At 69.7% G+C, this 22,163-nt stretch carries 14 protein-coding genes and 1 tRNA gene; 4 read left to right on the top strand and 11 right to left on the bottom strand.

Annotation, left to right across the window (positions count from 1 at the left end):
* Positions 1-246: 246 nt before the first annotated feature.
* The 7 genes from CA12_RS13415 to CA12_RS22140 form a co-directional block, all read right to left on the bottom strand.
* Positions 247-2,493 carry a DNA polymerase gene (locus CA12_RS13415; protein ID WP_145359458.1) on the bottom strand — a complete coding sequence of 749 codons (2,247 nt, stop codon included), beginning with the start codon at positions 2,491-2,493 and terminating at the stop codon, positions 247-249.
* Positions 2,493-2,912, bottom strand: a complete 420-nt coding sequence (locus CA12_RS13410; protein WP_145359455.1) for a hypothetical protein — start codon at positions 2,910-2,912, stop codon at positions 2,493-2,495. Before CA12_RS13410 ends, CA12_RS13415 begins: the two co-directional genes overlap by 1 nt.
* Before the next feature lie 164 nt (positions 2,913-3,076).
* Complete coding sequence (locus tag CA12_RS13405; protein ID WP_145359454.1) at positions 3,077-4,984, bottom strand: phage/plasmid primase, P4 family; 1,908 nt, start codon at positions 4,982-4,984, stop codon at positions 3,077-3,079.
* A 154-nt stretch (positions 4,985-5,138) separates the two neighbouring features.
* Entirely contained in the window at positions 5,139-5,405 is a 267-nt protein-coding gene (locus CA12_RS13400) for a DUF1580 domain-containing protein (protein ID WP_145359451.1), read from the bottom strand.
* Between the two features lie 1,060 nt (positions 5,406-6,465).
* On the bottom strand, positions 6,466-7,398 hold the full coding sequence (locus tag CA12_RS13395; RefSeq protein ID WP_145359448.1) for a hypothetical protein: 933 nt from the start codon (positions 7,396-7,398) through the stop codon (positions 6,466-6,468).
* A 36-nt stretch (positions 7,399-7,434) separates the two neighbouring features.
* On the bottom strand, positions 7,435-8,751 hold the full coding sequence (locus tag CA12_RS13390; RefSeq protein ID WP_145359445.1) for a tyrosine-type recombinase/integrase: 1,317 nt from the start codon (positions 8,749-8,751) through the stop codon (positions 7,435-7,437).
* Between the two features lie 122 nt (positions 8,752-8,873).
* A tRNA-Arg gene (locus CA12_RS22140) sits at positions 8,874-8,966 on the bottom strand.
* An 888-nt stretch (positions 8,967-9,854) separates the two neighbouring features.
* Here CA12_RS22140 and CA12_RS13385 point away from each other — a divergent pair.
* From CA12_RS13385 to CA12_RS13370, 4 genes are all read left to right on the top strand, one after another.
* Positions 9,855-10,718, top strand: a complete 864-nt coding sequence (locus CA12_RS13385) for a hypothetical protein (RefSeq protein WP_145359442.1) — start codon at positions 9,855-9,857, stop codon at positions 10,716-10,718.
* Positions 10,719-11,147: 429 nt separating this feature from the next.
* Positions 11,148-11,546, top strand: coding sequence for a CRISPR-associated endonuclease Cas3'' (locus CA12_RS13380; protein WP_145359439.1), 399 nt, complete (start codon positions 11,148-11,150; stop codon positions 11,544-11,546).
* A gap of 32 nt (positions 11,547-11,578) precedes the next feature.
* Positions 11,579-13,672, top strand: a complete 2,094-nt coding sequence (locus CA12_RS13375) for a CRISPR-associated endonuclease Cas3'' (RefSeq protein ID WP_165700746.1) — start codon at positions 11,579-11,581, stop codon at positions 13,670-13,672.
* Positions 13,654-13,893, top strand: a complete 240-nt coding sequence (locus CA12_RS13370; protein WP_145359433.1) for a hypothetical protein — start codon at positions 13,654-13,656, stop codon at positions 13,891-13,893. The genes CA12_RS13375 and CA12_RS13370 overlap by 19 nt, the downstream gene beginning before the upstream one ends.
* 17 nt (positions 13,894-13,910) lie before the next feature.
* Here CA12_RS13370 and CA12_RS13365 read toward each other — a convergent pair whose 3' ends face one another.
* The 4 genes from CA12_RS13365 to CA12_RS13350 all read right to left on the bottom strand — a co-directional run bounded on the left by CA12_RS13365 (position 13,911) and on the right by CA12_RS13350 (position 22,144).
* Positions 13,911-15,152 carry an IS701 family transposase gene (locus tag CA12_RS13365; RefSeq protein WP_242688223.1) on the bottom strand — a complete coding sequence of 414 codons (1,242 nt, stop codon included), beginning with the start codon at positions 15,150-15,152 and terminating at the stop codon, positions 13,911-13,913.
* 228 nt (positions 15,153-15,380) lie between these two features.
* Entirely contained in the window at positions 15,381-16,322 is a 942-nt protein-coding gene (locus CA12_RS22550) for a hypothetical protein (protein ID WP_207621981.1), read from the bottom strand.
* A gap of 108 nt (positions 16,323-16,430) precedes the next feature.
* Positions 16,431-20,000: an efflux RND transporter permease subunit gene (locus CA12_RS13355; protein WP_145359428.1), complete on the bottom strand. Its 3,570-nt coding sequence runs from the start codon at positions 19,998-20,000 to the stop codon at positions 16,431-16,433.
* Complete coding sequence (locus tag CA12_RS13350; RefSeq protein ID WP_145359426.1) at positions 20,000-22,144, bottom strand: efflux RND transporter periplasmic adaptor subunit; 2,145 nt, start codon at positions 22,142-22,144, stop codon at positions 20,000-20,002. The genes CA12_RS13355 and CA12_RS13350 overlap by 1 nt, the downstream gene beginning before the upstream one ends.
* Positions 22,145-22,163: the final 19 nt, after the last annotated feature.

Here is a 22,163-nt window from a genome sequence, read left to right as displayed (position 1 = left end):
GCTCCGAGGGAGCGGCCCCCGGGAGCCCCGGGCGCCGGCACGTCTCGACGCACAAATTCGATCCACGCGAACGCCAATGGCCGTTGGGGCCCGCGGATCCGAGGCAGGTCGAGCCCCGCAGGTCTGTACACGCCGTCAGACTGCTGAAGGCCCCCTGATACCCCTGACACCGGCCTCGCCCCATCGCCGGAGCGGGGGTCTGCTTCCGCCGGAGCCGCCCGTCCCGGCTCGGCCCCGCTCCCCTTCTCACTCCCGCGGCAGTTCCGCCTCGTTGGCCTTATCGAGCGACCGCAATGCCGTCGGCTCCGCTGTCACCTTCACGCCCGGGATCACCCGCCCCATCGCCGCCTCCATCCGCGCCGTCACGTCGTCGACCAGCGCCTTCGTCAGGTCCTTCTCCGCCACCTCCAGGACGATCTCGTCGTGGATCGCCAGCACGGGCCTGTAGCCGGCCCGCCAGAGGTCCCACAGGGCGAGGATCAGGCCGTCGGCGGCGACGCCCTGGAAGAGCGTGTTGCGGCTCTCGGTGAACAGGCAGTTGGAGCGGAACCGGCCGGTGAGGGTGCAGGCGTTCCGGCCGACCAAACGCTCGACGGAGCTCGCGAGTTTCTTCGAGGATTTCCGCGTCCGCATTTGCTGGGTGCGTTCCGCCCCAAGGTCGCCGGCCAGCGAGAAGGCGGCGTCCCACAGGTACGACAGCTCCTCCGGCGCGTACGGTCGACCCGATCGCGTCACGGGCTTCGGGACGCGCAAGACCTTCAACAGCATCCCGCCGAGCCAACCGGCGGGACCGTCGTCGTTGTCGTAATCTCCCTTCGACGCGGCGTAGGCGGCGGGAGTGAGGTTCAACCGCGCCGCGAGCCGCTGCCCGACGTCGGCCGCGTCCGTCAGGTACCGCTTCAGTTCCGGCACCAGCGCCTCGTAGGCGTCGATCCGCGCCTGGACCTCCTCGTCGGTCAGATCCACGCCGTAGGCCTCCTTCGCCTGTCGTTGCAGCGACGCCGCCCCCATCCCGCCGGGGCGGCCGAAGCTGACGGCTTTGGCGCTCTGCCGCTCGTGGGGCTCGACCTCGCCGTCCGTTTTGTTCAACACGGTCGCGGCGATCCGCTTGTGCAGGTCGACGTCGGGGTCGTCCACCAGCGCCGCCAGCGATCCGCCGAGCCGCAGCTGGTCCTGCAGAACCGCCGCTAGCACGCACAACTCGATCTGGGCGTAGTCGACGGCCAAGAGCACGTGTCCGGGTTTCGGGACCAAACAGGCTCGTACCGACGGCAACCCGTCCGCGGCGCGGGGGAGGTTCTGCAGGTTCGGCTTCGAGCAGCTCATCCGCCCGGTGTTCAGGAGCGGCCGGAACTGGGCGTGCACCTGCCCGCCCGAGGTCGACAGGGGGACGAAGTAGGTGTTCCGCAATTTCACGAGCCGCTTCAATTCCAGCAGCGTCGCCAAGACCGGCTCCTCGTCCGCCAACGCCGTCAGCGCGGACTCGTCCGCCGCCCACGCGCCGGAGTCGGTCTTCGGCTTCGGCAGGTCCGGCCGGCGGGCGTGCACGTCGCTCAGGAGGGCCTGCAGCGACGCCCCGCTGCCCGGTCCCTCCACCACGAACGGGACCGGCGGATCGCCGAACGTCGCCCCGGCGAGTTCGGCGCGGATCTGGTCGATGCGGTCGCCGAGTTCGTCCCGCGCCGCGGCGGCGCGATCGGCGTCCACGCCCAGCCCGGTGCGGCGCATCACGTCGCACATCACGGTGCTCTTCAGCTGGGTGTGGTGGGTGAGCGGGCCGTATTCGCGCCAGGCGGCCGCGAGGCGGTCGTCGCCGGTCTCGCCGAACGTTTCCCGCCGGTCCTTCCGCACGGCCCGTATGCGGGCCTTCAGGACGCCGAACAGCAGCCAGGTCGCGACCGCGTCGCCGGCGGCGTACCGCAGGTAGTCGGGCGGGATCGCGGCGACCGGTTTGTTGAGGAACCGGCCGAACCCGGTGCGGACGTCGTTGCCGGCGGCGTCGGTCACGGTCTTCGGGAGGTCGACGCGGAGGAACTCCGCGGCGCAGGCGTCGAGCGAGAACGCCCCGCCCGTCGTGCCCCGCGTGGCCAAGCCCAGCTGCTTGGCGAGGATCAGGGTGTCCCACGCCCGGCCGTCCTCGACGAGCGCATACACGTCGCCCCGCACGCCCAGCGCCTTCTGGACGACGGCGAGGTCGAAGGCGGCGTGGTGGAACGCCCAGGCGCAGTGCGCATGCGCCGCCCAGAACGCCGGCAGGTTCTTCCGGGAGACGAACACGCCGCGGTCGCCGTCGCTGGCGACGCCGAGCACGTAGTCCGGCACCCGCTCGGGCAGGTCGTCGCGGATCCGCGTGGTCTCGGAATCGAACGCGAACGTCTCGGCAAACGGATCGTCGCCCGGTGTCCATTCGCGGAACGTCGTCCGCTGCGAGCCGACCGCGACGTCGATTTCGGTCCGGCCGGTCAGCGCGCCGGCGGTGAGGAGCCTGCCCATTAAAGTTCTCCGAACTGATCGTCGGCGGCGGATTCCTCGGCGTCAGCGTCATCCATGTCAGGGCCGCCGTCGGCCGGCGCTCCGCCGTCGACGGGCGTGGCCTCGGCTGCCTCGGCGGCGGACTCTTCCCAGCACAGATTGTCACCCTCGCCGACGAGGGTGACGGGAACGGCGCCGGCGGGCTGCGGGCAGCAGGCGCGGCACACGATGGTGTCGTTGTGCAGCTTCCAGCCACGGACGAGGGCTGTGGGGGCCGATCCGACATCGCCGTCGTCGGACTGGGGATTGGGGAGTTCGATGGCCCAATCGGGTAGGGGGGCGACCGACCGCGGTACCAGGGGGGAAGGGCGTGGTTTGTCATTGAGGCGGAGATCATAGGCCGGTGGAAAATGAATTAAATGAATGCGGGCGAGTACCACACGCGGCCCCGCCCCGGCATTCAGGGCAGGCCGACGCCGAAGTAGTGCAGGAGCCGCTTGTCGCCCCCAGTCCGTTTCTGCTTGCCGATCACGCGCGGGAACGCGGCTTTGAGCTGTCGGCCAAACTCGCCTTCGTCGAGGGTCGGCTGGCCGCGGTCCGCGGATCATTGGCTGAATAGCTCCCGCAGCTTCGCCGCGGGCACTGCCTCGTTCGCGCCGAGCACGCAGGCGTCTTTGACGAAGACCTTCACTGGGCTGGCCAGCGCTTCCAGTTCCGCCCGCAACCCGTCCGACCCCGCCGGCTCGACGAGCCGGCCGGTCTCGATCAGGTCGAGATACCCGGCCAGCGCCCAGTTCAGAATGGCCGGGAGTTCCGGCCGCAGCTTGTCCTTCAGGCGCGGGTCCTCCACGCCATCGAAGGAATCCGTGAACTTGACGCCGACGAACCGGCTGGCGATCACGCCGCTGGGGTCCGGAAGGACCGGCAACTCGTTGCTCGCGATCACGATCCGCACCGGCGGGCGGGCGGTGACCGGCTCTTTATATTTCCGGTCGAACGTGATCGGGTCCCCGCCGGAGAGCGACAGCAGCATCTCGATCGGCGCTTCCCGGGACCGCCGGTCCGTCGGCAGGCGGAGGTCGCCGATCGACAGCAGCCGTTTATCCAGGAGGTCGGCCCCGTCGAACTGGCCGCCGAGCTTTTTCAGCGGCACCGCGGAACGCATCTCCGGCCCCAGCAGCGACTCAAACACCCACATGATCGTCCCCTTCCCGCTCCGCCCCGGGCCGATCATCATCAGCATCTTTTGAAACACCGCTTGCTGCATCAGTAGACCGCCAGCGAACTGCCGGAGCAGCCGGACCGGTTCGGGTCGGCCGGGGAACAGTTGGTCGTGCAGGAACCGCAGCCAGGTCTCCGGCCGCGGGGCCGTCGGGTCGTACGGCACGGGACTGACCCAGCGGGTGAACCGGCGGGGCGTGTGATCGATTAGGCACGGTGCTCGTGTCGCGAAGAACGGCAGGTGCAGCAGCCCATTGGCGGCGGGGAAGACTTCGGCCGGGTCGGCCCACCCGTCCGGCGGACCGCCGACGATCCAGTCCCCCTCGCCCACGCCTCTGGGCATCAGTGCGTCGGCCTTCGCGTGCATCACCGCCCCGGACACGACCTTGGGACGGACCTCGACGAAGTGCGGCTTCAGGGTCGTGACGGACCGCAGCTTGAACTCGTCGTCCGAGACGTCGACGAACCGGTTCTTATCCCACTGATAGATCTCCCCGTCGCGCACCCAGACACCGGGCACTCCGTCGACCGCGCGGCTTACGAGGATCACGCTGCCCAGTTCCTCCGGGTCGACGAGTCCGGCCTTCCGGCGGCCGGCGTCCTCGATCGACTCCGGCGGGCCGGCGTCGGCGATCAGCGCCTCCAGTTCCTCGACCGGGTGGGCCAGCAGGAAGTCGTCTATCCCGACCTTCTTGCCGTTCGGGCCCGGCGGCAGGAACAGCACTTTCACCTCCGCCCCGGCAGCCTTCAGCAGTTCCGCCAGCGAGACGGCGGCCTGCCGAACGGAGCGGTTGGTGCGCCCGTCGCTGTCGAAGACGATCGTGACTTCCCGGCCGTCCCAGTCGACCTGTTCAAGGCCCGGAACGAGGCGCTCTTCGCCCTTCACTTTGAACATCCAGAGGCCCAGCAGGGCGATTGTCGGAATTCCCTCCTGGACTGCCTTCAGCGCCTTTTTGATCCCCTCGGTGATGACGACCGGGGCCTTCGTCGTCAGCACCCCGTCTCGGGCGTCGGGCGGGATATAAGCGTCGGCGGCGTGGCCGCGGGTGGTCTCGTACTTGCGAGGTTTGCCGTTCTCGCCCGTCAGGGGCCTATCGAACTTCGCCTGCACCGGACCGTCCGGTGTGTCGTCTAGCGGCAGCAGCATGGCGTTCCCCAGCTTCGGGTTCGGGTTCGCCCAACCGAGCCGCTCGGTGGCTTCGACCGGCCCCGCCGAGCGGATGCGCGCTTCTCTAATCGTGCCGGCGGTCAGACCGGCGCCTTCTTCCAGCTCCTTGCGGTGGTGCGGCAAGAGCGGGTCGTCGCCGCCCGGGCCCTGCCCAGGGACGTTTTGTTGGGTTATGCCCACGGTGTCGTGCGTCCCCGCCGTTCGCCCACCCCCGGCCGTGCAAGGCCGAGGCGGGCGGCGGGGTGTTTCATCTAGAGGAGGTTGCGGAACGCGGCGTTCACACGCCGCGGGAGGTGAGCACCGCCTCCAACGCGTCCTCACGGCCGCCGTCGCCGCCGACGGGGGTCACGTCCGCGCCGCCGTTGAGGGCGGCGAGGAACGCGGCCGCCGCGTCCTCGGTAACGAACCACCGCCCGCCGACCCGCACGCAGTCCAACCGCACCCCCTTCACGCCGCGCTGGCGCCACCGGTGGCAAGTCGCCAGGTGGACGCCTAAACTCTTCGCGAGCTTGGTGAGGGGGACGAGGTTTTCGGGCAGGGGCATGGGAGCGAGGGCCGCGAGAATAAAAGGAGGTGCTCACCCCTGCACACCCCGAGATAAGGCGGCCGCTTATTTCTCGAACGGTTCGGAGTCCCGCCTCCGGCGACGCATCTTTCTGAGGAGCGGGTGTTTCACCCGTGGCCCGAACGATGTCGGTCGGTTGAACGAAAACGCCCCGCCGCCCAGGTCGGGGAGGCGGGGCGCACGGGCCCGTTGGCTGTCGTTCAGGTCGACGCCAAACCTGTGAAAGGTCCGTTCGCCTGCCCGAAATGCTCTTCAACCGGCGCATGATTTTCGCGGGACGTCAGCAGGCGGACGATCCGCCCGTCGCCGGCGGGCCGGCCAAGATTCCAGTGCGGATACCGGCCGCGGAGTTCGCCGCGGCAGGACAACCCGCACCGGTGCGGTACGACGCCGCCCGGGACCGCCACAGAGTCCTCGAACGCCGCGGTCTTCGCGGCGGCGGTCGACAGGGCGTTGAGTACGACGACGGAGAAATCGAGGGCCTCAGGTAGCGGTCGGCGGTTTCGGTTGCGCCGCGGATCGCGTCGCCCCGTTCGGGACGATGTGCGGGGACCGCGAGAACGACGGATGCCGTCCCCCTGCACACCCCGAGATAAGCCGCCCGCTTATTTCTCGGCAGTCGACGCCGGGCCTGACGCCGCCGCAGTTCTTTCCGACAAAGCAGCTAACAATTTCCGCAACCCCGCCGTCGCCTTCTCGACCGGGGGTGACTCCCCGTCCGGTCCCGCAAAGCTGTCGACGATTTCTTACCGGTCCTTGTCGCAGGCGGCCTCCTCCAGTTGGCTTAGTCTCCGCCGTGTCTCCTCTAAAACGCTTTGCGTGACCTCCGCGGGCTCCCGCTGGTCATGCTCACCTGGCGCCCGTTCCGCAACCCGTCGATTCTCCACGCTCGCGACCCCTTCGCCGACCCACTCCACGGCAACTGTCCGTCGCTCAACACCGCTGCCGGTCGCCCGGAGTCGGGCCTCTCGTTCCTCATCCCATTTTTCCATGAGGCCTTCGTGAAAGCCCACCGGCGCATCTTCAGCCGGGATGCACATCAGCGGGCGGACGAACAGATTCTCCCACTGCTCGAACGTGTAGACGAACCCGATGACAGCGAGGAACGCCGCCTCGTAACGGCTGCGGACCGTCTGCTCCTTCTCGCCCAACCGTTCCGCGACGGCGGGATGTAGCCCACGCTGTAGCGACTCAAGCTCTCGTCTGGCAAACCTTTTCCGTCGCCGTCGATAGACCTACCGCCGTGGGCGAAGCCGCCGTGAAGGTCCCACACTTCCAGCTGCGAATCTAGTTTATCCTCCCTCACCCGCGGTACAGTGTTGAAGCCAAGACGTTCCCGCAGAATCTCGTGGGCGACCTTCACTTGGTTCGCCGCCGCCGCCGGCACCACGCCCGCCGGTACGGCGACGAACGTGTTGCTCAATTCACGCCCGAGCGTGCTGCCCGGCCGGGAGCTGCGCTCGTCGAGCAGACGCATTGCCCCGGGAATGCCGGACATGTTCTCCCCGAGGGCAGAATTGATGAACGCGAGGCCGGCGTGCAGGCGGTCGGGAGCACTGAGTTGAAATAGAGCCGTTTGAAGAATCTGGCCCCAATGCGGGAACGATCTGGCGTCCCCGCGGTTGTCCTGAACTTCGGCGATCTCAAAACCTTGGTGCGCCGGACTGACCGGGGGGCCGAGCACGTCGCCGTCCCACCCGATCCGGCCGAGGGCCACCAAGGCGGACCAGTCGGCCAGCCGCTCGTCGGCCTCTTGATCCGGCCAGGGGCCGAAATCGTCCCGCTCCAGCTCTCGCTTCGCCCTCGCCCAACCCCACTGGTAGACGGGGTGTCGGCGGACCAGTTCCCACCGCAGGTCGGGCGGGTACTTGAAAAGGTCTTGCGGGGGACGGGGCTCCGGGATCAGTCGCGCGACGGTCCCCGGTGCCAGGTTCGCGAAGTCGGCTTCGGCAATTTCGGCGGGCGTGGGCACGACTTCCCTCGGTGTGGGTTCAAGGCAACCGGCGATCTATCCGCTCGCCTTCGCCAGTTCCACCGCCGCGGACAAGTTCCGCTCGGCGTAGATCTGCGTCACGTCCGCCCGCTTGTGGCCGAGGGCGGCCTGGGCGGCCTCCAAGCCGGCAGCGGCCCTCACTTCCGTCGCCTTCGCGTGACGGAGCCGGGCGGGGCTCCAGCTGTCAATCGCCACGCCCGCCCTCGCCGCTTTCTCGATCCCGTACGTGACCGCCCGGCGGTAGCTGTCGCGGTCGTAGTGGTCCCGGGCCTTCCGCTCCGGCTTCCGCTTCTGCTTGCGGCGGGCTGCCTTGGCGGCGGCGAGGCGGCGCGTCTCGCTCGGGTACCGCTCCGTGGCGCGCTCCCGGCCGGCGTACGGCGGGCTCTCCGCGTACCGCCACTGTTCCGCCTCCTTCGGCGAGAACAGCGGCTTGTCGTCGGGCCGGCCGTCGAGGAACGGGGCGAAGACCGCCTGCGCTTTCGGACCGAGCGGGACCGTCCGCTCCTGCCCCCGCCATTCGTTCTTGTGGCACTCCGGGCGGTACACCCACACCTCGCCGTTGCGGTCGACGTCGCCCGGCTTCATCTGCACCACCTCGCCCGGCCGCATCCCGGTTAGCCGCTGCACCTTCACCATCGCGGCGACCGGCGGGGAGAGGAACGGCAGCGTCGCCTCGACGTCGGCGTCGGGGACCGGCTTGACCGGGGCGGTCTCGCGGGCGGCGGTCCGCCCCATCCGCAGTCCGTCCACCGACTGCAGGCCGTGGAAGACGGAGGAGGGGACCAACTCCTCGCTGGCGCACCACTTGAAGAACCGGCGGATCCGATTGACGCGGGCGTTCGTCACCTTCCGCGACAGGCCCTGCACCGCGACCATGTGGTCCCGCACCGCCTTCAACTTCTTGGGGCCGAACTCGTCGGCCGGCGTGCGGCCGTAGAGCAGTCGGAGCGGCTTCAGCGACGCCTTCACGTCCGTCAGCTCCTGCGTCGGCTCGCCGTCACGGGCGTAGTACCCCTCGGCGTGGTCGAGGTAGGCGACCATCAGGTCGTTCACGCTCCGCCGCCGCGGGACCGGCGACTGCGAAACACCCCCTGACACCCCTGACGCCGCCCCGGTCGCGACCCCGCTGTCAGGGGTGTCAGGGGCATTAGAACAGTCGGCGGCGGGGCCGGGGGCGAGAAACCGCTCGGCGATCAGCCGGGCGTAGGCCTCCTTCGACTCCGGCGCCCCGAAGGCACCGAGGTAGTGGTGCTTGCCCGCGAGGATCACGCGGGCCTGGCCGGAGGGCTTGTGCAGCCGGTACGACGGTGGCTTGGAGGGGCGGCGGGGCATCGGGAGCGGGCCTTTCCGGCTCGCAAAAGTGGTAGGACTACCACTTCCGCGGGCGGGTGAGGCCGCTCAGCCCCGGGAGGCTGGTAGACGCAACAGGCGTCTTCGGCGGGACTTACAACAACTACGCCCCGCAGGATTCGAACCTGCAACCTTCGGTTCCGTAGACCGACGCTCCGGGGGCGAGACGCCTACGTAGTAGACATTCCAGGAGGCGCCTGGGTACGATTCTCCGCCCGCTTCGCGGTAAAACGTACCCAGAAATCGTACCCAGCCACTCCGGCATGCCGAGGAACAAAACGCGACTCACCTGGAACCCGAGAGCGGGCGGCGGAGGCCGTTGGCGGAAGATCTACAAGGGGCGCCTCTGGCAGTCCGACCGGTGCCGCTGCCGGTCGGATCGCGAGGCCGAGCGGGCGGCCTACGCGGCGTTTTGCGAGTGGCGGGCCGGGTTGGACGCCGCCGGCCCGGCAGATCCGAAGGTTGCGGCCGCCTTCGAGAGGGCTCAGGAAAGAATCGCCTTGCGGCTCGAGTGGTGCGACATGGAGCTCGCCGCCGTTCGGCGGACGGGGCGGGTGCCTGGGGAGGAATATTCCGACGCCGAGGGAAATCAGCGGGACGCAGCGGGGTGGGAGAACTACCTCGTGGCCGCCCATACGGAGGCTGCGTCGGCCCAGCGTCAGATCGCAGCCGCAGCGGAACACGGACAACTGCCGCCGGACGGGTGGGGCTCAATCGCCGGAGGACCGGACCTTCGTCGACTGGTCGAGGCAGTCCGACAGGAGCGTCCTGAACTTGATTCTCCGGGAGCCGACCGGCGTGAAACGTCAATCGCTTTCAACCTCGAAGGCGGCCCGGTCGCCCACGAGGCGCGGGCTTGGCTGCGGCGGGACGGGGAGATGCACGCCGGGCGACGTCGATCCGGGGCGACGCAGGCCCCGCGGGACCGCACAGTCGCGGGGACGGTCGCACGCTACCTCGAGGGGATGGCGGCGGCGGGCAGCAAGCCGTCGAATCGCGCGCGGGCCGCCCAGCGCCTCCGAGAGCTCGTCGCCTTTGCCGGCGCAGACGAAGTCGCCGGTATCGACTCGGCGTGGGTCGACCGAATGCGCGGGAAGTTCCTCGCTCAGGTCTCAGACGGCCGCTGGTCGCAGGAATCCGCCCGCCTCGCCTGGAACCGGGCCCGGACGTTCGTGCGGTGGTGCTACGAGCGGGAGCTGCTGGAAACGCTGCCGCGAAACCTCGCCTCCGCGACGATCCGGTCGGCTCCCGCCGCCCCGACCCCGGTCGATCCCGCCGCGCTCCGCAGGCTCGTCGACGCGGCGGCGCCGCCGGCCGCGGCGGCACTGTTGCTCGCGGCGAATTGCGGGTTCGGGTCCGCGGACATCGCGGACCTGCGGATCGACCAGTTCGATCCCCGCCTCGGTATCGTCACTCGAAAGCGAGTCAAACACGACGCCCGGGAGAAGGCCCCCGTGGTGCAGTGGGTGCTCTGGGACTGCGCGGTCGTGGCGGTCCGGGCTTGGGCGGACGCCCGACCGGAGCCCGCCGATCCCACGTACTCGGATCGGCTCTTCCTCACCCGCGACGGCTTGCCCGCAGTTCGGTGGAAGGAGCGCCCCGGGCGGGAGCCCGTTCGTCTCGATGCAATCCGCCTCGCCCTCAGTCGGGTCGGGACGAAGCTCGCCGCATCCGGTACGCCGACGCCTTCGGGCCTCCGCCAGTTCCGTGGCGGCGGCGGGCTTCTGGACGCCGACCCCGACCCCCAGTACCACGGGCTGAGCGAACTCTGGAAAGGCAACCGTCCCACCGGCGTCTCGGCTCGACACTACGACCGTCCGCCGCTGGTCCGCCTGGCCAAGTCCTGCGCACGACTCGGGGAGCAGTACGGCTATCCCACCGACCCCGACCGGCTCGCCGCGGCCGAGGAGCGCGCCCTTCGCCTTGATCGACAGGGGATCGAAGCGTAGACAGCTGTGCGGTGAGTTTGGTCGCCCCTCAGGAGAACTCCCCAGCACCTCAAGCGAACTGCCCCAAATCGACCGCCGGATGCAGACGGAGTGCTCCGGACTCTGATCGGCCAATTGTGTCGAGTCCGAAACTTCGGACCTGCGAATCGCCCCCGTTTCCGGGGCAGTCGGCACTCCTTTGGCGAAGCGAACTACGAAATTTCGTGAACAGGGGCCAGAGGTGCGAACCAATTCGATCTTCGCCAACCGATTCTCCCCTGGGAGCCACGCTTCATAGACGGGTATGAATCTCGGCGAGGGGCCGAAGCGACGCGAACGTCTGACCCGCGGCGGGCGAGGTCCTCGCTTTATCCCATGACTCCGCGTCCCGTGTCAGAGTTCCACCTCTCCCTCCGTTAGGGACGCGAGCACCGGCATCTCTCCCGCCTGATGTACTTTTCGCGCAGCACCAACGACCGCACGAAGTCGGATTGGGAACCGCTTTCCGACCACCTCGCCGCGGTCGCCGCTCGGGCCGCGGGGTTCGCCGACTCCTACGGGGCCGCCGATTGGGGCGAAGCGGCGGGGCGTTGGCACGATCTGGGCAAGTACTCGCGGGACTTTCAGGACCACCTCGTCACGCCGTCGCAGGTCGATCACGCCACCGCCGGGGCGCAGCACGCCGTGAGGGTGCTGCCCGGGCCGGTGGGTCGATTGCTGGCATACGCGCTCGCACCGGGCGACGTGACGCGGAACGGCCGCCCCGCCGCAGTAAGACCCAGATTTGGAGAGCCAGACGATGAATCGAACGGCCCCAGTGCCGGGCGTCTTCTACGGCCACAGCACTAACCGCGGGGGGCGGTGGGAATGGCTGGATGAGCATGTCCGCCACGTCGCCGACCGCGCCGCAGGGTTCGCGGCCCCGTCCGGGGCGGCCGAGGAGGCGCGCGGCCGGCCTGCTGCACGACCTCGGCAAGTACTCCGCCGCCTTTCAAAATCGCATCCGGGGAACGGCGGACGGCGTGGACCACTGGACCTTCGGGGCGCAGTGGGCGTGGGCGGGTCTCGGAGGAACCTGGCCGAACCTGGCGGAGGCCGTCGGCTGCGCGGTCGCCGGCCACCACGTCGGATTGAAATGCCCGGAGCCGGGGGCCTCGAATCCGGCTCCGATCAGGGCCGCGGCCGACGGGGCGCAGAAGGAGGCGAAGGCTTTGGGCGAAACCGCCCCCGAGGACCTGCTCCGTCGGTTCGCCGCCGACGGGTTCGCGTTTCCGTCCCTGCCGAAGTCCGCCGAGAGCCGGTGGCGGGAAGGCCGCGCCGGCCGGTCGGTCGCGGGCCTGCTCGATACGCGGATGCTGTTCTCCGCGTTGGTCGACGCGGACTTCCTCGAAACCGAGGCCCACTTCGACGGCGACGCGACCGCCCCCCGCCGGTACCGCCTCGCCGGCCCGCCGCTGAACGCCCCCGCCGCCGTGGAGGAACTGAAAGCCTTCCTTAACAAGACCGTGCGATCGCGTTCCGACGCCACGGCCGAGGTCCGCGATCTGCGACGCCGGTTGAGCGAAGACTGCCGCGCCGCCGCCGCCGGCGCTCGGGGGCTGTACACGCTCACCGCCCCGACCGGGGCCGGCAAAACGCTGGCGATGCTGGACTTCGCCCTGCGGCACGCCGCCGCCCACGCGGACGGCCCGAACCCGCTGCGGCGGATCGTCTGCACGATCCCGTTCCTGTCGATCATTGAGCAAACCGCCGACGAGTATCGCCGCGTTTTCGCCCCGGCGTTCGGCGATGAGTACGTCCTCGGAGACCACAGCCTCGCCCCGCATCGCGTTCCGAAGGAGGGAACGACCGACCCCGCCGAGGGCCGCGCCCGGCTACCGGCGGAAAACTGGGACGCCCCGCTGATTGTGACCACTGCGGTGCGGACGTTGGAATCGCTGTTCGCCAACCGCCCCGCCGCCTGCCGGAAACTGCACCGGCTGGCCGGCAGCGTGCTGCTGCTCGACGAGGTCCAGACCCTCCCGCCAGAGTTGGCGGTCGTCACCTTGGCGGCGGTCTCCCGCTTGGTGGAGCGGTACGGCTGCACCGCGGTCGTCGCCACCGCGCCCCAGCCGGCGTTCGATCACCTGCACGACCGCGTGGCCCGCCTCTGCCGGGACGGATGGACACCGACGGAGATTCACGCTCGCCGCGACGAGTCCTTCGCCGTCGCCGCAAATCGCACCCGGGTGACGTGGCGGACCGAGCCCACGCCCTGGGACGCCCTCGCCGACGAACTCGCCGCTCCCGACCGGCGGCAGGTTCTGTGCGTGATGAACCTTAAACGGCACGCCGCAGGGCTCGTGGAGCGGCTGGAGGACCGGCTGACCGACCCCGCCGACTGCCGCGGTCTGCTGCGCCTCTCCACGAACCTCTGCCCCGCCCACCGCCGGCGAGTGTTGGCGAAGGTCCGCGTCCGGCTACGGACCGGCCGGCCCTGTCGGCTGATCGCCACGCAGTGCATCGAGGCCGGCGTGGACGTGGACTTCCCCGCCGCCTATCGCGCGACCGCCCCGCTGGAGGCCGTCGCCCAGGCCGCCGGCCGCCGCAACCGCGGCGGGCGGATTCCGACCCCCTGCCCGGTCGTCGTGTTCGAGCCGGAGGAGGTTGGGAAAGCCCAGTTCCCGCCGGGGTACGGGCAGGCGGTCAGCGTCACGCGGTCGGAACTAAAGCGGTACGACGCGGACGCCGCCGTCCGCCTGATCCACGATCCCGACGCGATCCGCGCGTACTACGAAGCGTTCTACGGCCTCACCGGCAAGGCGGAGGTCGCTGCGGAGTGGGAACAGGCCCTGAACGCCTCGGACTTCGAGGCGATCTGCCGACTCTACCGCCTAATCCGCGACGACACTGTTCGCGTGCTCGTCCCGTACACCGGCCGACCTACGACCGCCTGCGGGAGGCGACGCAGAACGGCGTGCCGTACAAACAGATGACCAACTGGGCCTCGGGGGCCGCCCCGCACGCGGTGAGCATCTTCCGCGGCGCCGCCGAGCGCTCCCCGCACCTGGTCCCGGTCGAACTGCGGGTCGGCAATCGCACCGAACCCACGGAATGGTTCGTGCTGGAGGATCCCGAAGACGCCCTCGGCCTGTACGACCGCGACCGACTGGGCCTCCGGGAGGTTGACGGGAGCGGGATGTTGGCGATCTGCTAAATTCGGCTTTCGCAGTTTTACGCCGCGAGTATCACCAGGGGCTTCAGGCGGTCCCAGAGTTTTTTCACGCCCGGCTCTCGGGCGGCCGTCGGGAAAGTCGTTCGGGCCGTAGTTTTCAGGCACTCCAGCCGCAACGCGGCCAGCATGTCGGCGAAGGACGCCCCGCTCTTGCCGGACCAGTCTCGCAGCGAGTCGGCCAGCTCCTCACGGGCCGTTTCGTGCCACCAAACGACCAGACCGTACAGCAGGGACCCGGTCGCCGCGGTCCGGCGGGCCGCCTGCGTCGTGCGGTTCTGCGGCTGGCCGATCCCCAGCCGCTGCTTGACGTCGCGGAAGGCGACCTCGATCGACCACCGCCACGAGTACCGACGCAGGATCGTCTCGGCGTCCGGTTCGGCGTCCGTCGCCGCCGGGGCGGTGTAGAACGCTTCGACGCCGCGGCCGCCGCTGAGATGTTCGATGGCGACGACCCGCACCGCGCGGTACGGGGCTTTATGAAACCGGCCGGTCCCCTCGGCCAGCCGCACCCGGCAGGCCGGGCCGTCGTACAGCTTCAGCGTTCGCCGGGGCAGGCCGTCGGCGGCCAGCATGTCCCGCGGGTTCGGCAACGCCTCGCCTCGGATGCGGGGTCGGCCGTTCTGCCCGGGGCGACGCGGCCGCGGCGGTTCGCACAGCCGGACGTTGGCGACCACCCGCCCGGTCACGGCGACGGAGTCGGGGATCTGCGCGAGCACGACGGGAGCCGTATACGCCGCATCGCCCAGCAGATGCAGTCGTTTGCCGTCTCGCCCGGCGTGACGCTCCACAATTCGCAGCATCGCGAGCATCAGTTCAGTCTTCTTGCGATAAGCCCGCTGCCACTTCTTCGCGGACGCCTTGTTCAGGTACAGCCGGCAGAGGACCGGCAGCGTAAACGGCCGACCCGGGACGTGCCGACTCTCGACGACCACGCCCAGCACGACCCAGCAGTGGCCCCACGCAAAACTCGTGTACCCGCGGCTGGAGAGCAGCGGGTCGCGGTGCATGCCGGTTCCGAACACCTTCAGGCCGCGGCGGGGCAGGAGCGTATCGTCCACGGCCAGGAAGACAGTCTCCGCCCCGGCGGCGAACAGGTCGAACAGGGCCAAGCCGACCCGGTCGATCGACCACGCCGCCGAGGCGAACAGGCGATGGAAGGCGGCGTGATGCCGGTCGGCGCCGGCGGCCCGGACCATGCCGAGGATCGTCCGCCGGGGGGCGCAGATCCAGCCGGCGAGCAGCGTCGTCAGCGTGGCGAACGTCGGCCGGGTCGTCGACCGGGCGAACGGTTGCAGCAGGGGCGTGAAGCCCTATCCATGGGGAGCCGGCCTCGTCCGTGACGGCAGAGTGATGTCCGCCCTCAGGGTACGAGTCGCCGGCTCCCTTTTTCACGCACCGCCTGTCGAGGCACGTGGAGCGAAAACTGCGAAAGTCGAACTTAGCAGCCGGAGCGTGTTCCGCCGCCCCGGTCAGTTGCGGGCCGTGTCGCCCGTTTGTGTCGCGGCGAGGTATTTCATCGGCTCGGCGTGGACCCGTTTGATGCACCCCTTGCAGCAAACGAAGACCGTACCGCCGGCGACCGGCACCTTCCAAGGCACGCCCATCGAGCCCAGCGGTTCGTCCATCACCGGACAGGTCGCCTGAGCGGCGATGGCGGCGGCGTCGGCGTCCGTGGCGCGGGTCGCCGGCGGGGGCGGCAACATCGCGACGTATTTCGCCGGTTCGGCGACGACCTTCTTGATGCACCCCTTGCAGCACACGAACACCGCCCGGTCGCCGACCGGAATCTTCCAGGGCACGCCCATCGAGCCCAGCGGCTCGTCCATCACGGGGCAATCCTTTTGAGCGGCGATCAGAGCGGCGTCGCCGTCCGTCGCGCGAACGGGCGTCCCCGCCGTGAGGGGCGCAGCTTGCGGAGCGCCGATCGTGGCGGCGCCGCGGACGGTCGTGACGTTCGAGCCGACCCCCGGCACGCCGGAGAGGCGGGCGGCGACCGCGACCTCCTGCCCCGCCGCCTCCGACAGGTCCAGCGGCAGGGCCAGCAGGTTCGATGGGGCGTTCGCGCCGGCGGCGGGGTACAGGTCGTAGCGGTAGCTTTTCGGGTTTCCCGCCACCTGCAACGACACCGCCCCACGGACTCCGCGGGCGGGGACGGGGCGACCCTCGGCGTCGGTCAGCCAGAACTGAACGCCGCCGACGCCCAGCACGGTTTCGCAGCGGAGGTGACCGACCGCGGTCACCTCGCCGCCGTGGGCGCCGCATTCTTCGCAGACGGCGCCGGTGGCGGCGTGAGCGCGTGCGGCGTGATTGTGCCCCGCGTGGTCGTGGGCGGAGCGGCCGGGGGCGGTCTGGGCGGCGGCGAGCGCCGGGGCCAGCAGCAGGGCGGCGGCGGGAAGCGCGAAACGTCTCATCGAGAAGTCCTTTCAGAGCAGAAGCCGCACAGTCCGCGTGCGACCGAACGTGGAAGTCGGAGGGTCGCACATGCGTCCCCCCGGGGGATACCCCGCATGGGTATTTTGTCAGACCGTCGCGGGGGAGAGACGGGCTGCGGCGGGTTCGTCCAGATCCTCCGTGGGCGTGTCCTCAGTTCCCGCCCAGTGCCGGTCGTGCAGCCCGGCTTTCAACTTGAATTCCTTGAACCCGCAGAACAGGACCGGGACGACGAACAGCGTGACCAGTTCGACGGTCATCCCGCCGAACACCGGCAGGGCCATCGCCCGGGCGACGTCCGCTCCGCGGCCGTCCGACAGCAACACGGGAACCAACGCCAGCACGGTCGTGGCCGTCGTCATCAGGCAGGGACGGATGCGGCGGGCGCCGGCGACGACTGTCGCGGCCCGGATATCCTCCACGGTCCGCAGCCGGCGGCGGGTGAAGACTTGATCCAGGTAGGTGGCGATCACCACCCCGTCGTCCACGGCGATGCCGAACAGGGCGATGAACCCCACCCACACCGCCGTATTCATCTCCGTCCCCGCCAGCGCCAGACAGATCATCCCCCCGCCGAACGCCACCGGGATGCCGGCGAACACCGCTAACGTCAGCGGCACGGCCCGGAACTGGAAGTAGATGAGCAGCAGATTGATGCCGATCACCAGCGGGACGAGCCACATCAGCCGGCGGTTGGCTTCGATCTGATTGCGAAAACTGCCGACCAATTCGAACGAATAGCCCGCCGGCAGGGTCAAGGCGTCCGGATCGCCCGCCGGCTTCGCGGCGGCGTCCCGGAGGGACTCTTCGATCGCGGCCACGGCTTCGAGGTCGCCGACGGCACCGCTCGTCGCAAACGCCACGTGGGCGACCAGTCGGGCGTTCTCGCTGGAGATCGCCCCCGGCCCCCACGTGGTCGTTAGCGTCGCCAACTCCGACAGCGGGACCGTCTGCCCGTTGTAGGCGACCACCGGCAATTCGCCCAGGTCGTCAATGCGTTCCCGCAGGTCGCGACGGTAACGGACGCGGACCGGATAGCGCTCCCGGCCCTCGACGGTGCGGTCGACGTTCATGCCGCCCAGAGCCGTCTCGATGACGCGGTTCACCATCTCCACGCTCATGCCGTAGCGGGCGGCGGTCTCGCGGTCGACGGCGAACTCGACATAGGGTTTGCCGAGCACGATATCCGGGTTCACCGTGCCGGCGTTGACGTACGGGGAGTCCTTCAGCCTTGCCGCGACGGCGCGGGCGGCGGCGGCCAGTTCGCCGAGGTCGTCGCCGTAGATCCGCACTGCTGTAGGCGCCTTAATGCCGCTTTGCAGCATCACGACGCGGCCCTCGATCGGTTGCAGGGGGGACGCGGGGGTGACGCCGGGCAGCGTGGCGACGGCGTTAATTTCCTCCCACACGTCCTTGCTCGTCACGCCGGGCCGCCACAGGTCGCGGGGTTTGAGCATGACGTAAGTTTCCACCATCGCCGCCGGGGCGGGGTCCAGGGCACTATCCACCCGGCCGATCTTTCCCAGCACGTCCTCCACCTCGGGGATCTGCCTGATCAGCACGTCCTGCGTTTGCAGGACCCGCATCGCTTCGCTGAAGCTCGCGGCGGGGTAGAGCGTCGGCATATAGAACCAACTGCCCTCGTCCAGGGCGATCCAGTCGTCGGTGGAGAGGCCCATAAACTGGCTTTTCGCCTCCAGATATCCCGGCACGGCGTTGAGGTCGGCGCCGAGGTGAGACGCCCCCCGCTCCACCGGCTTGAGGACCGTCCCCAGCCCGAACCACGCCCCCAATCCCAGCAGGACGATCAGGGCCGGGACCGTCAGGAACCCGATCTTGTGTCGCAGGAAGAACCGCAGCGTGGGCTCGTAAATCCAGACGATGAAGCGGCTGACGGGGTTTTCGTCGACGGGGCGGAGGTGCTCGCGGGTGATCTGGTACCCGACCGCGAAGCCGATCGTCGCCGCCGCGAGGACGACGTGCACGGGGAGCACGGCGTACCCGCCGCCGGGGAACAGCCACCCGCTCAGCGCCGCCGCGGCCCGTCCGCCCCAGACGAGGGCGCTGCCGGCAAAGACCGCCGCCCCGGCCAACCCGGCCCACGCCGCCGTCCACCGCGAACGCTGTTTGCCGCCCAGTAGCAACCGGCAGATCGGGGGCACGAGGCAGACGGCCACGATCAAAGCCGCCACGATGCTGAAGGTTTTCGTCCACGCCAGCGGGGCGAACAGCTTGTGGTCGCGGCCGGTGAGAAAGAAGACCGGCAGAAAGCTGACCACGGTCGTCATGACCGCTGTGAACACCGCCGGGGCGACCTCGCCGGCGGCCTCCTCGATCACCTCCACGCGGGTGCGGTCGTCGCCCGGGTCACGAACGCCGGCCGTCCACGACGCGAGATGCTGATAGATATTCTCCGAGACGATAATGCCCATATCGACCATCGTGCCGATCGCGATCGCGATCCCCGCGAGCGACATGATGTTCGCGTCCACCCCGCCGACCCGCATCGCCCCGAACGCCAGCAGCACGGCGACCGGCAACGTGGCGGCGACGGTCAGACTGCTGCGGATGTGCAATAGAAACAGCAGGATGACGGCGGCGGTGATCGCGATCTCCTCCCACAGCGCCGTGGCGAGGGTGGCGATCGTCTCGTCGATCAGCCCGCTGCGGTCGTAGACGCCGCGAATCGTCACTCCGTTCAACGACGGTTCGATCTGGCGGATCTTCTCTTTAACTCGGTCGATGACGGCCCGCGGGTTCTCCCCGTAACGCATGACCACGACCCCGCCGACGGCCTCGGCGCCGTTGAGGTCCAGCGCCCCGCGGCGGAAGTCCGGACCGAGCTGCACGTCGGCGACGTCCTTCAGCCGAACCGGCACGCCGCCGCGCTCGGCAACGACGGTTTCTTCCAGGTCCCGTACGGCGTCGCCGTCGTCCCCGCCCCCAACGAATCCGCGGCCGCGGACGATGTATTCCATCCCGCCGCTCTCGACGGTTTTGGCGCCCACGTCGCGGCCGGCGGCCCGGACGGCCGCCGTCACGCGGTCCAACGGCAATTGATGGAACCGCAGGCGGTCCGGGTCCACGTCCACCTGATACTGGCGGACGTACCCGCCGATGCCGGCGACTTCGCTGACTCCCTCGACCGCCTGCAATTCGTACCGGACGACGAAATCCTGCAACGATCGCAGTTCCGCGAGATTCATTCCGCCGCCCGGCGGCGGCTCCAGAACGTAGTAATAAATCTGCCCCAAGCCGGTGGCGTCCGGGCCCATGCGAGGCGTGACCCCGTCCGGCAGGCTCGCGGCGGCGACGCCGAGCTGCTCGCTGACCCGGCTGCGGGCCCAGTAAAAGTCGACCGAATCGTCGAACGTCACCTGCACGAAGCTGACGCCGAACAGGCTTTTGCCGCGGACGCTCTCCGCCCCCGGCACCGCCAGCAGATTCACGCTCAGAGGGTAGGTGATCTGGTCCTCCACGTCCTTCGGCGACCGGCCGGGCCAGTCGGTGAGGACGATCACCTGGTTCTCCCCGATGTCCGGGATCGCGTCGATCGGAACCGTATTGACGCTATAAACGCCGAACCCGATCAGCCCCGCGGTGAGCAGCAGGACGATCAACGGTTCGCGGACGCAAAAGCGCACGAGGGCGGCGAGCATCAAACGCCCCCCGGCGAGACGCCGTCAGCCGGCGCGGCGTTCGCGACGACCTCGCGAACCTTCTCTCCGCACTTCAACATCTCCGCGCCCCAGTACGGGTTCCGCAGGGCGTCCCGGGGCAGGCCGCCGGGCTGGAGCCAGTCGCCCCCGCCGCCCTTCACCATTGGGCAGAAAAAGTGGGTGAAGGCCGCGTTCGAGTCCGGCCCCCGCACCGCTGCCGACAGCTGCAACACCGCATGGCTGAGCGGCTTGAAGGCAACCCGGGCGGCCTCGATCTCGTCGGTTCGCAGTTCCGCCGCGTGCCGTTCGATCACGACGATCTGGTTGGCGACGGCGGCGAGGTCCGCGGCGTCCAGCCGGTCCGCCGCGCCTTCGAGGGCCCGAACGGCCTCGGCCGGCGGGGGTTCGTCCGCGGCCAACGCCGTCTGCACGTCGAAGTAGGCGGCGAACAGGGCGTCCAACGCCGCGCCGGTCTCTCCCTCCACGATCAGCACGGGCTCGTCCGGGAGCGTCAGCGGTCCCTCCGCCGTCGTCGGGGCCGTCGCCTTCGCACGGGTGGGGTCGATCAGCGACGGGTTGCCGGCGAGCTGCATCTGGGAGTCGATCAGGAAGTTCCCGCCGGTCGCCACCGTCTCCCCCGCCTCCACGCCGCCGAGGATCACCGTGCGGCCGTTCGCGGTGGGGCCCAGTTCCACGTCCCGGATCTCGAATCGGCCGGGGTCGGTTTCGACGTACACCACGCTGTGCCCGCCGGCCCGCAGTACGGCGTCGCGAGGGACGGTGAGGACTTGGCGATCGGCGGTGCGGCTCTCAGCGAAGCCCAGCTCGCTCGCCGGCACCAGGTCCATGCCGCACACCGGGCACTCGCCCGGCTCGTCCCGCACGATCTGCGGGTGCATCGGGCTGACGTACTTCATGGCGAGCTCCGGGTCGTAGACCGGCTCGCCCGGCGGGGGCGGGACCGCGGGCACCTCGACGACGGCGGTCGCCAGATCGCCGGGGCGGAGGCGGCCGTCGGGATTGAGCATCTCCACCCGCACGCCCACGGTGCGGGTGGTCGGGTCCACGGTGGGGTCCACGAAGGCGACCCGGCCGACGAACTCCTCGCCCGGCAGACTCCGCAGCGTCGCCCGCACCTTAGTGCCGAACCGCACCCCGGCGGCGTCCTCGGGGAATAGTTCGAGCATCAGCCAGACTGCCGACAGGTCCGCAATTTTGACGATCGGCTCGCCCCGGGCGACGTACTGCCCCTCGGTCTTCAGCTTTTCCACCACCGTACCGCCCAGCGGGGAGCGAATTCGCAACCGGGTCTCCGCTTCGCCCCTCTCCCGCAGCGTTGCGATCTGATCGGCCGTCATGCCTAACTCGATGAGTTTATCGCGGGCGGCGAGGGCCAACTCCCGCGTCACCTGCTCGCTGGCGTTCGCCCCCGCGGCGAGGGAGGAACGGGCCGAGAGGTACTCCCGCTGAGCGGTATAGAGCTCCGGGCTATAAAGCACCGCGAGATCGTCGCCCTCCTGCACCGGCACGCCGACGTAATCGGCGAACAGCCGTTCCAGCCGCCCGTCGACGTAGGCGGCGATGGTCGCATCGCGGCCCTCGTCGAACGACAGTTCGCCGACGGTGCGAATCTGCCGATCCAAGGCTTCGAGCGTCGCCTCGGCCGTTCCGATTCCCGCCAGCCGGCGGGCCGCCGGGTCGAGCGTGACGGACACTCCGTCGCCCCCCCCGCCGCCGGCCGATTTCACCAGTTCCATCCCGCAGACCGGGCAACGCCCGGGTTCCGATGACGGTGGGGTGCACATCATCGGGCAGATCCACTGCACCCCGTCTTCCACGGCGTCCATGCCCGCCGCGGCGACCGACGCCGCCCCGTCGAGGAGGCCGAACCGCTGGGCGACGCCCACGCCGACCAACAGACCGACGAGGGCGATCAAAAACGCCGCCGTCCGCACCGCCGTGCCGACCCACCACCGCCCGCCGGACCGCGTCGCGGGAACCGGCGCGCCGTCGTCTCCGGGAGACTGGGGCGGGGCCGGAGCCGGCGGGGCGGTGTCGGACGCGGGGGAAACCTGCGACGCCCGGGACGAACCCGGAGACGACGCGGGGGATCGGGACAGTCGGCGGCGGAGGGCGGCTAACATCGAATGGCTCTTGAAAAAA

This window comes from Alienimonas californiensis (genome assembly GCF_007743815.1).
Lineage (GTDB): Bacteria > Planctomycetota > Planctomycetia > Planctomycetales > Planctomycetaceae > Alienimonas > Alienimonas californiensis.
This window is presented reverse-complemented; position numbering and strand designations above follow the sequence as displayed.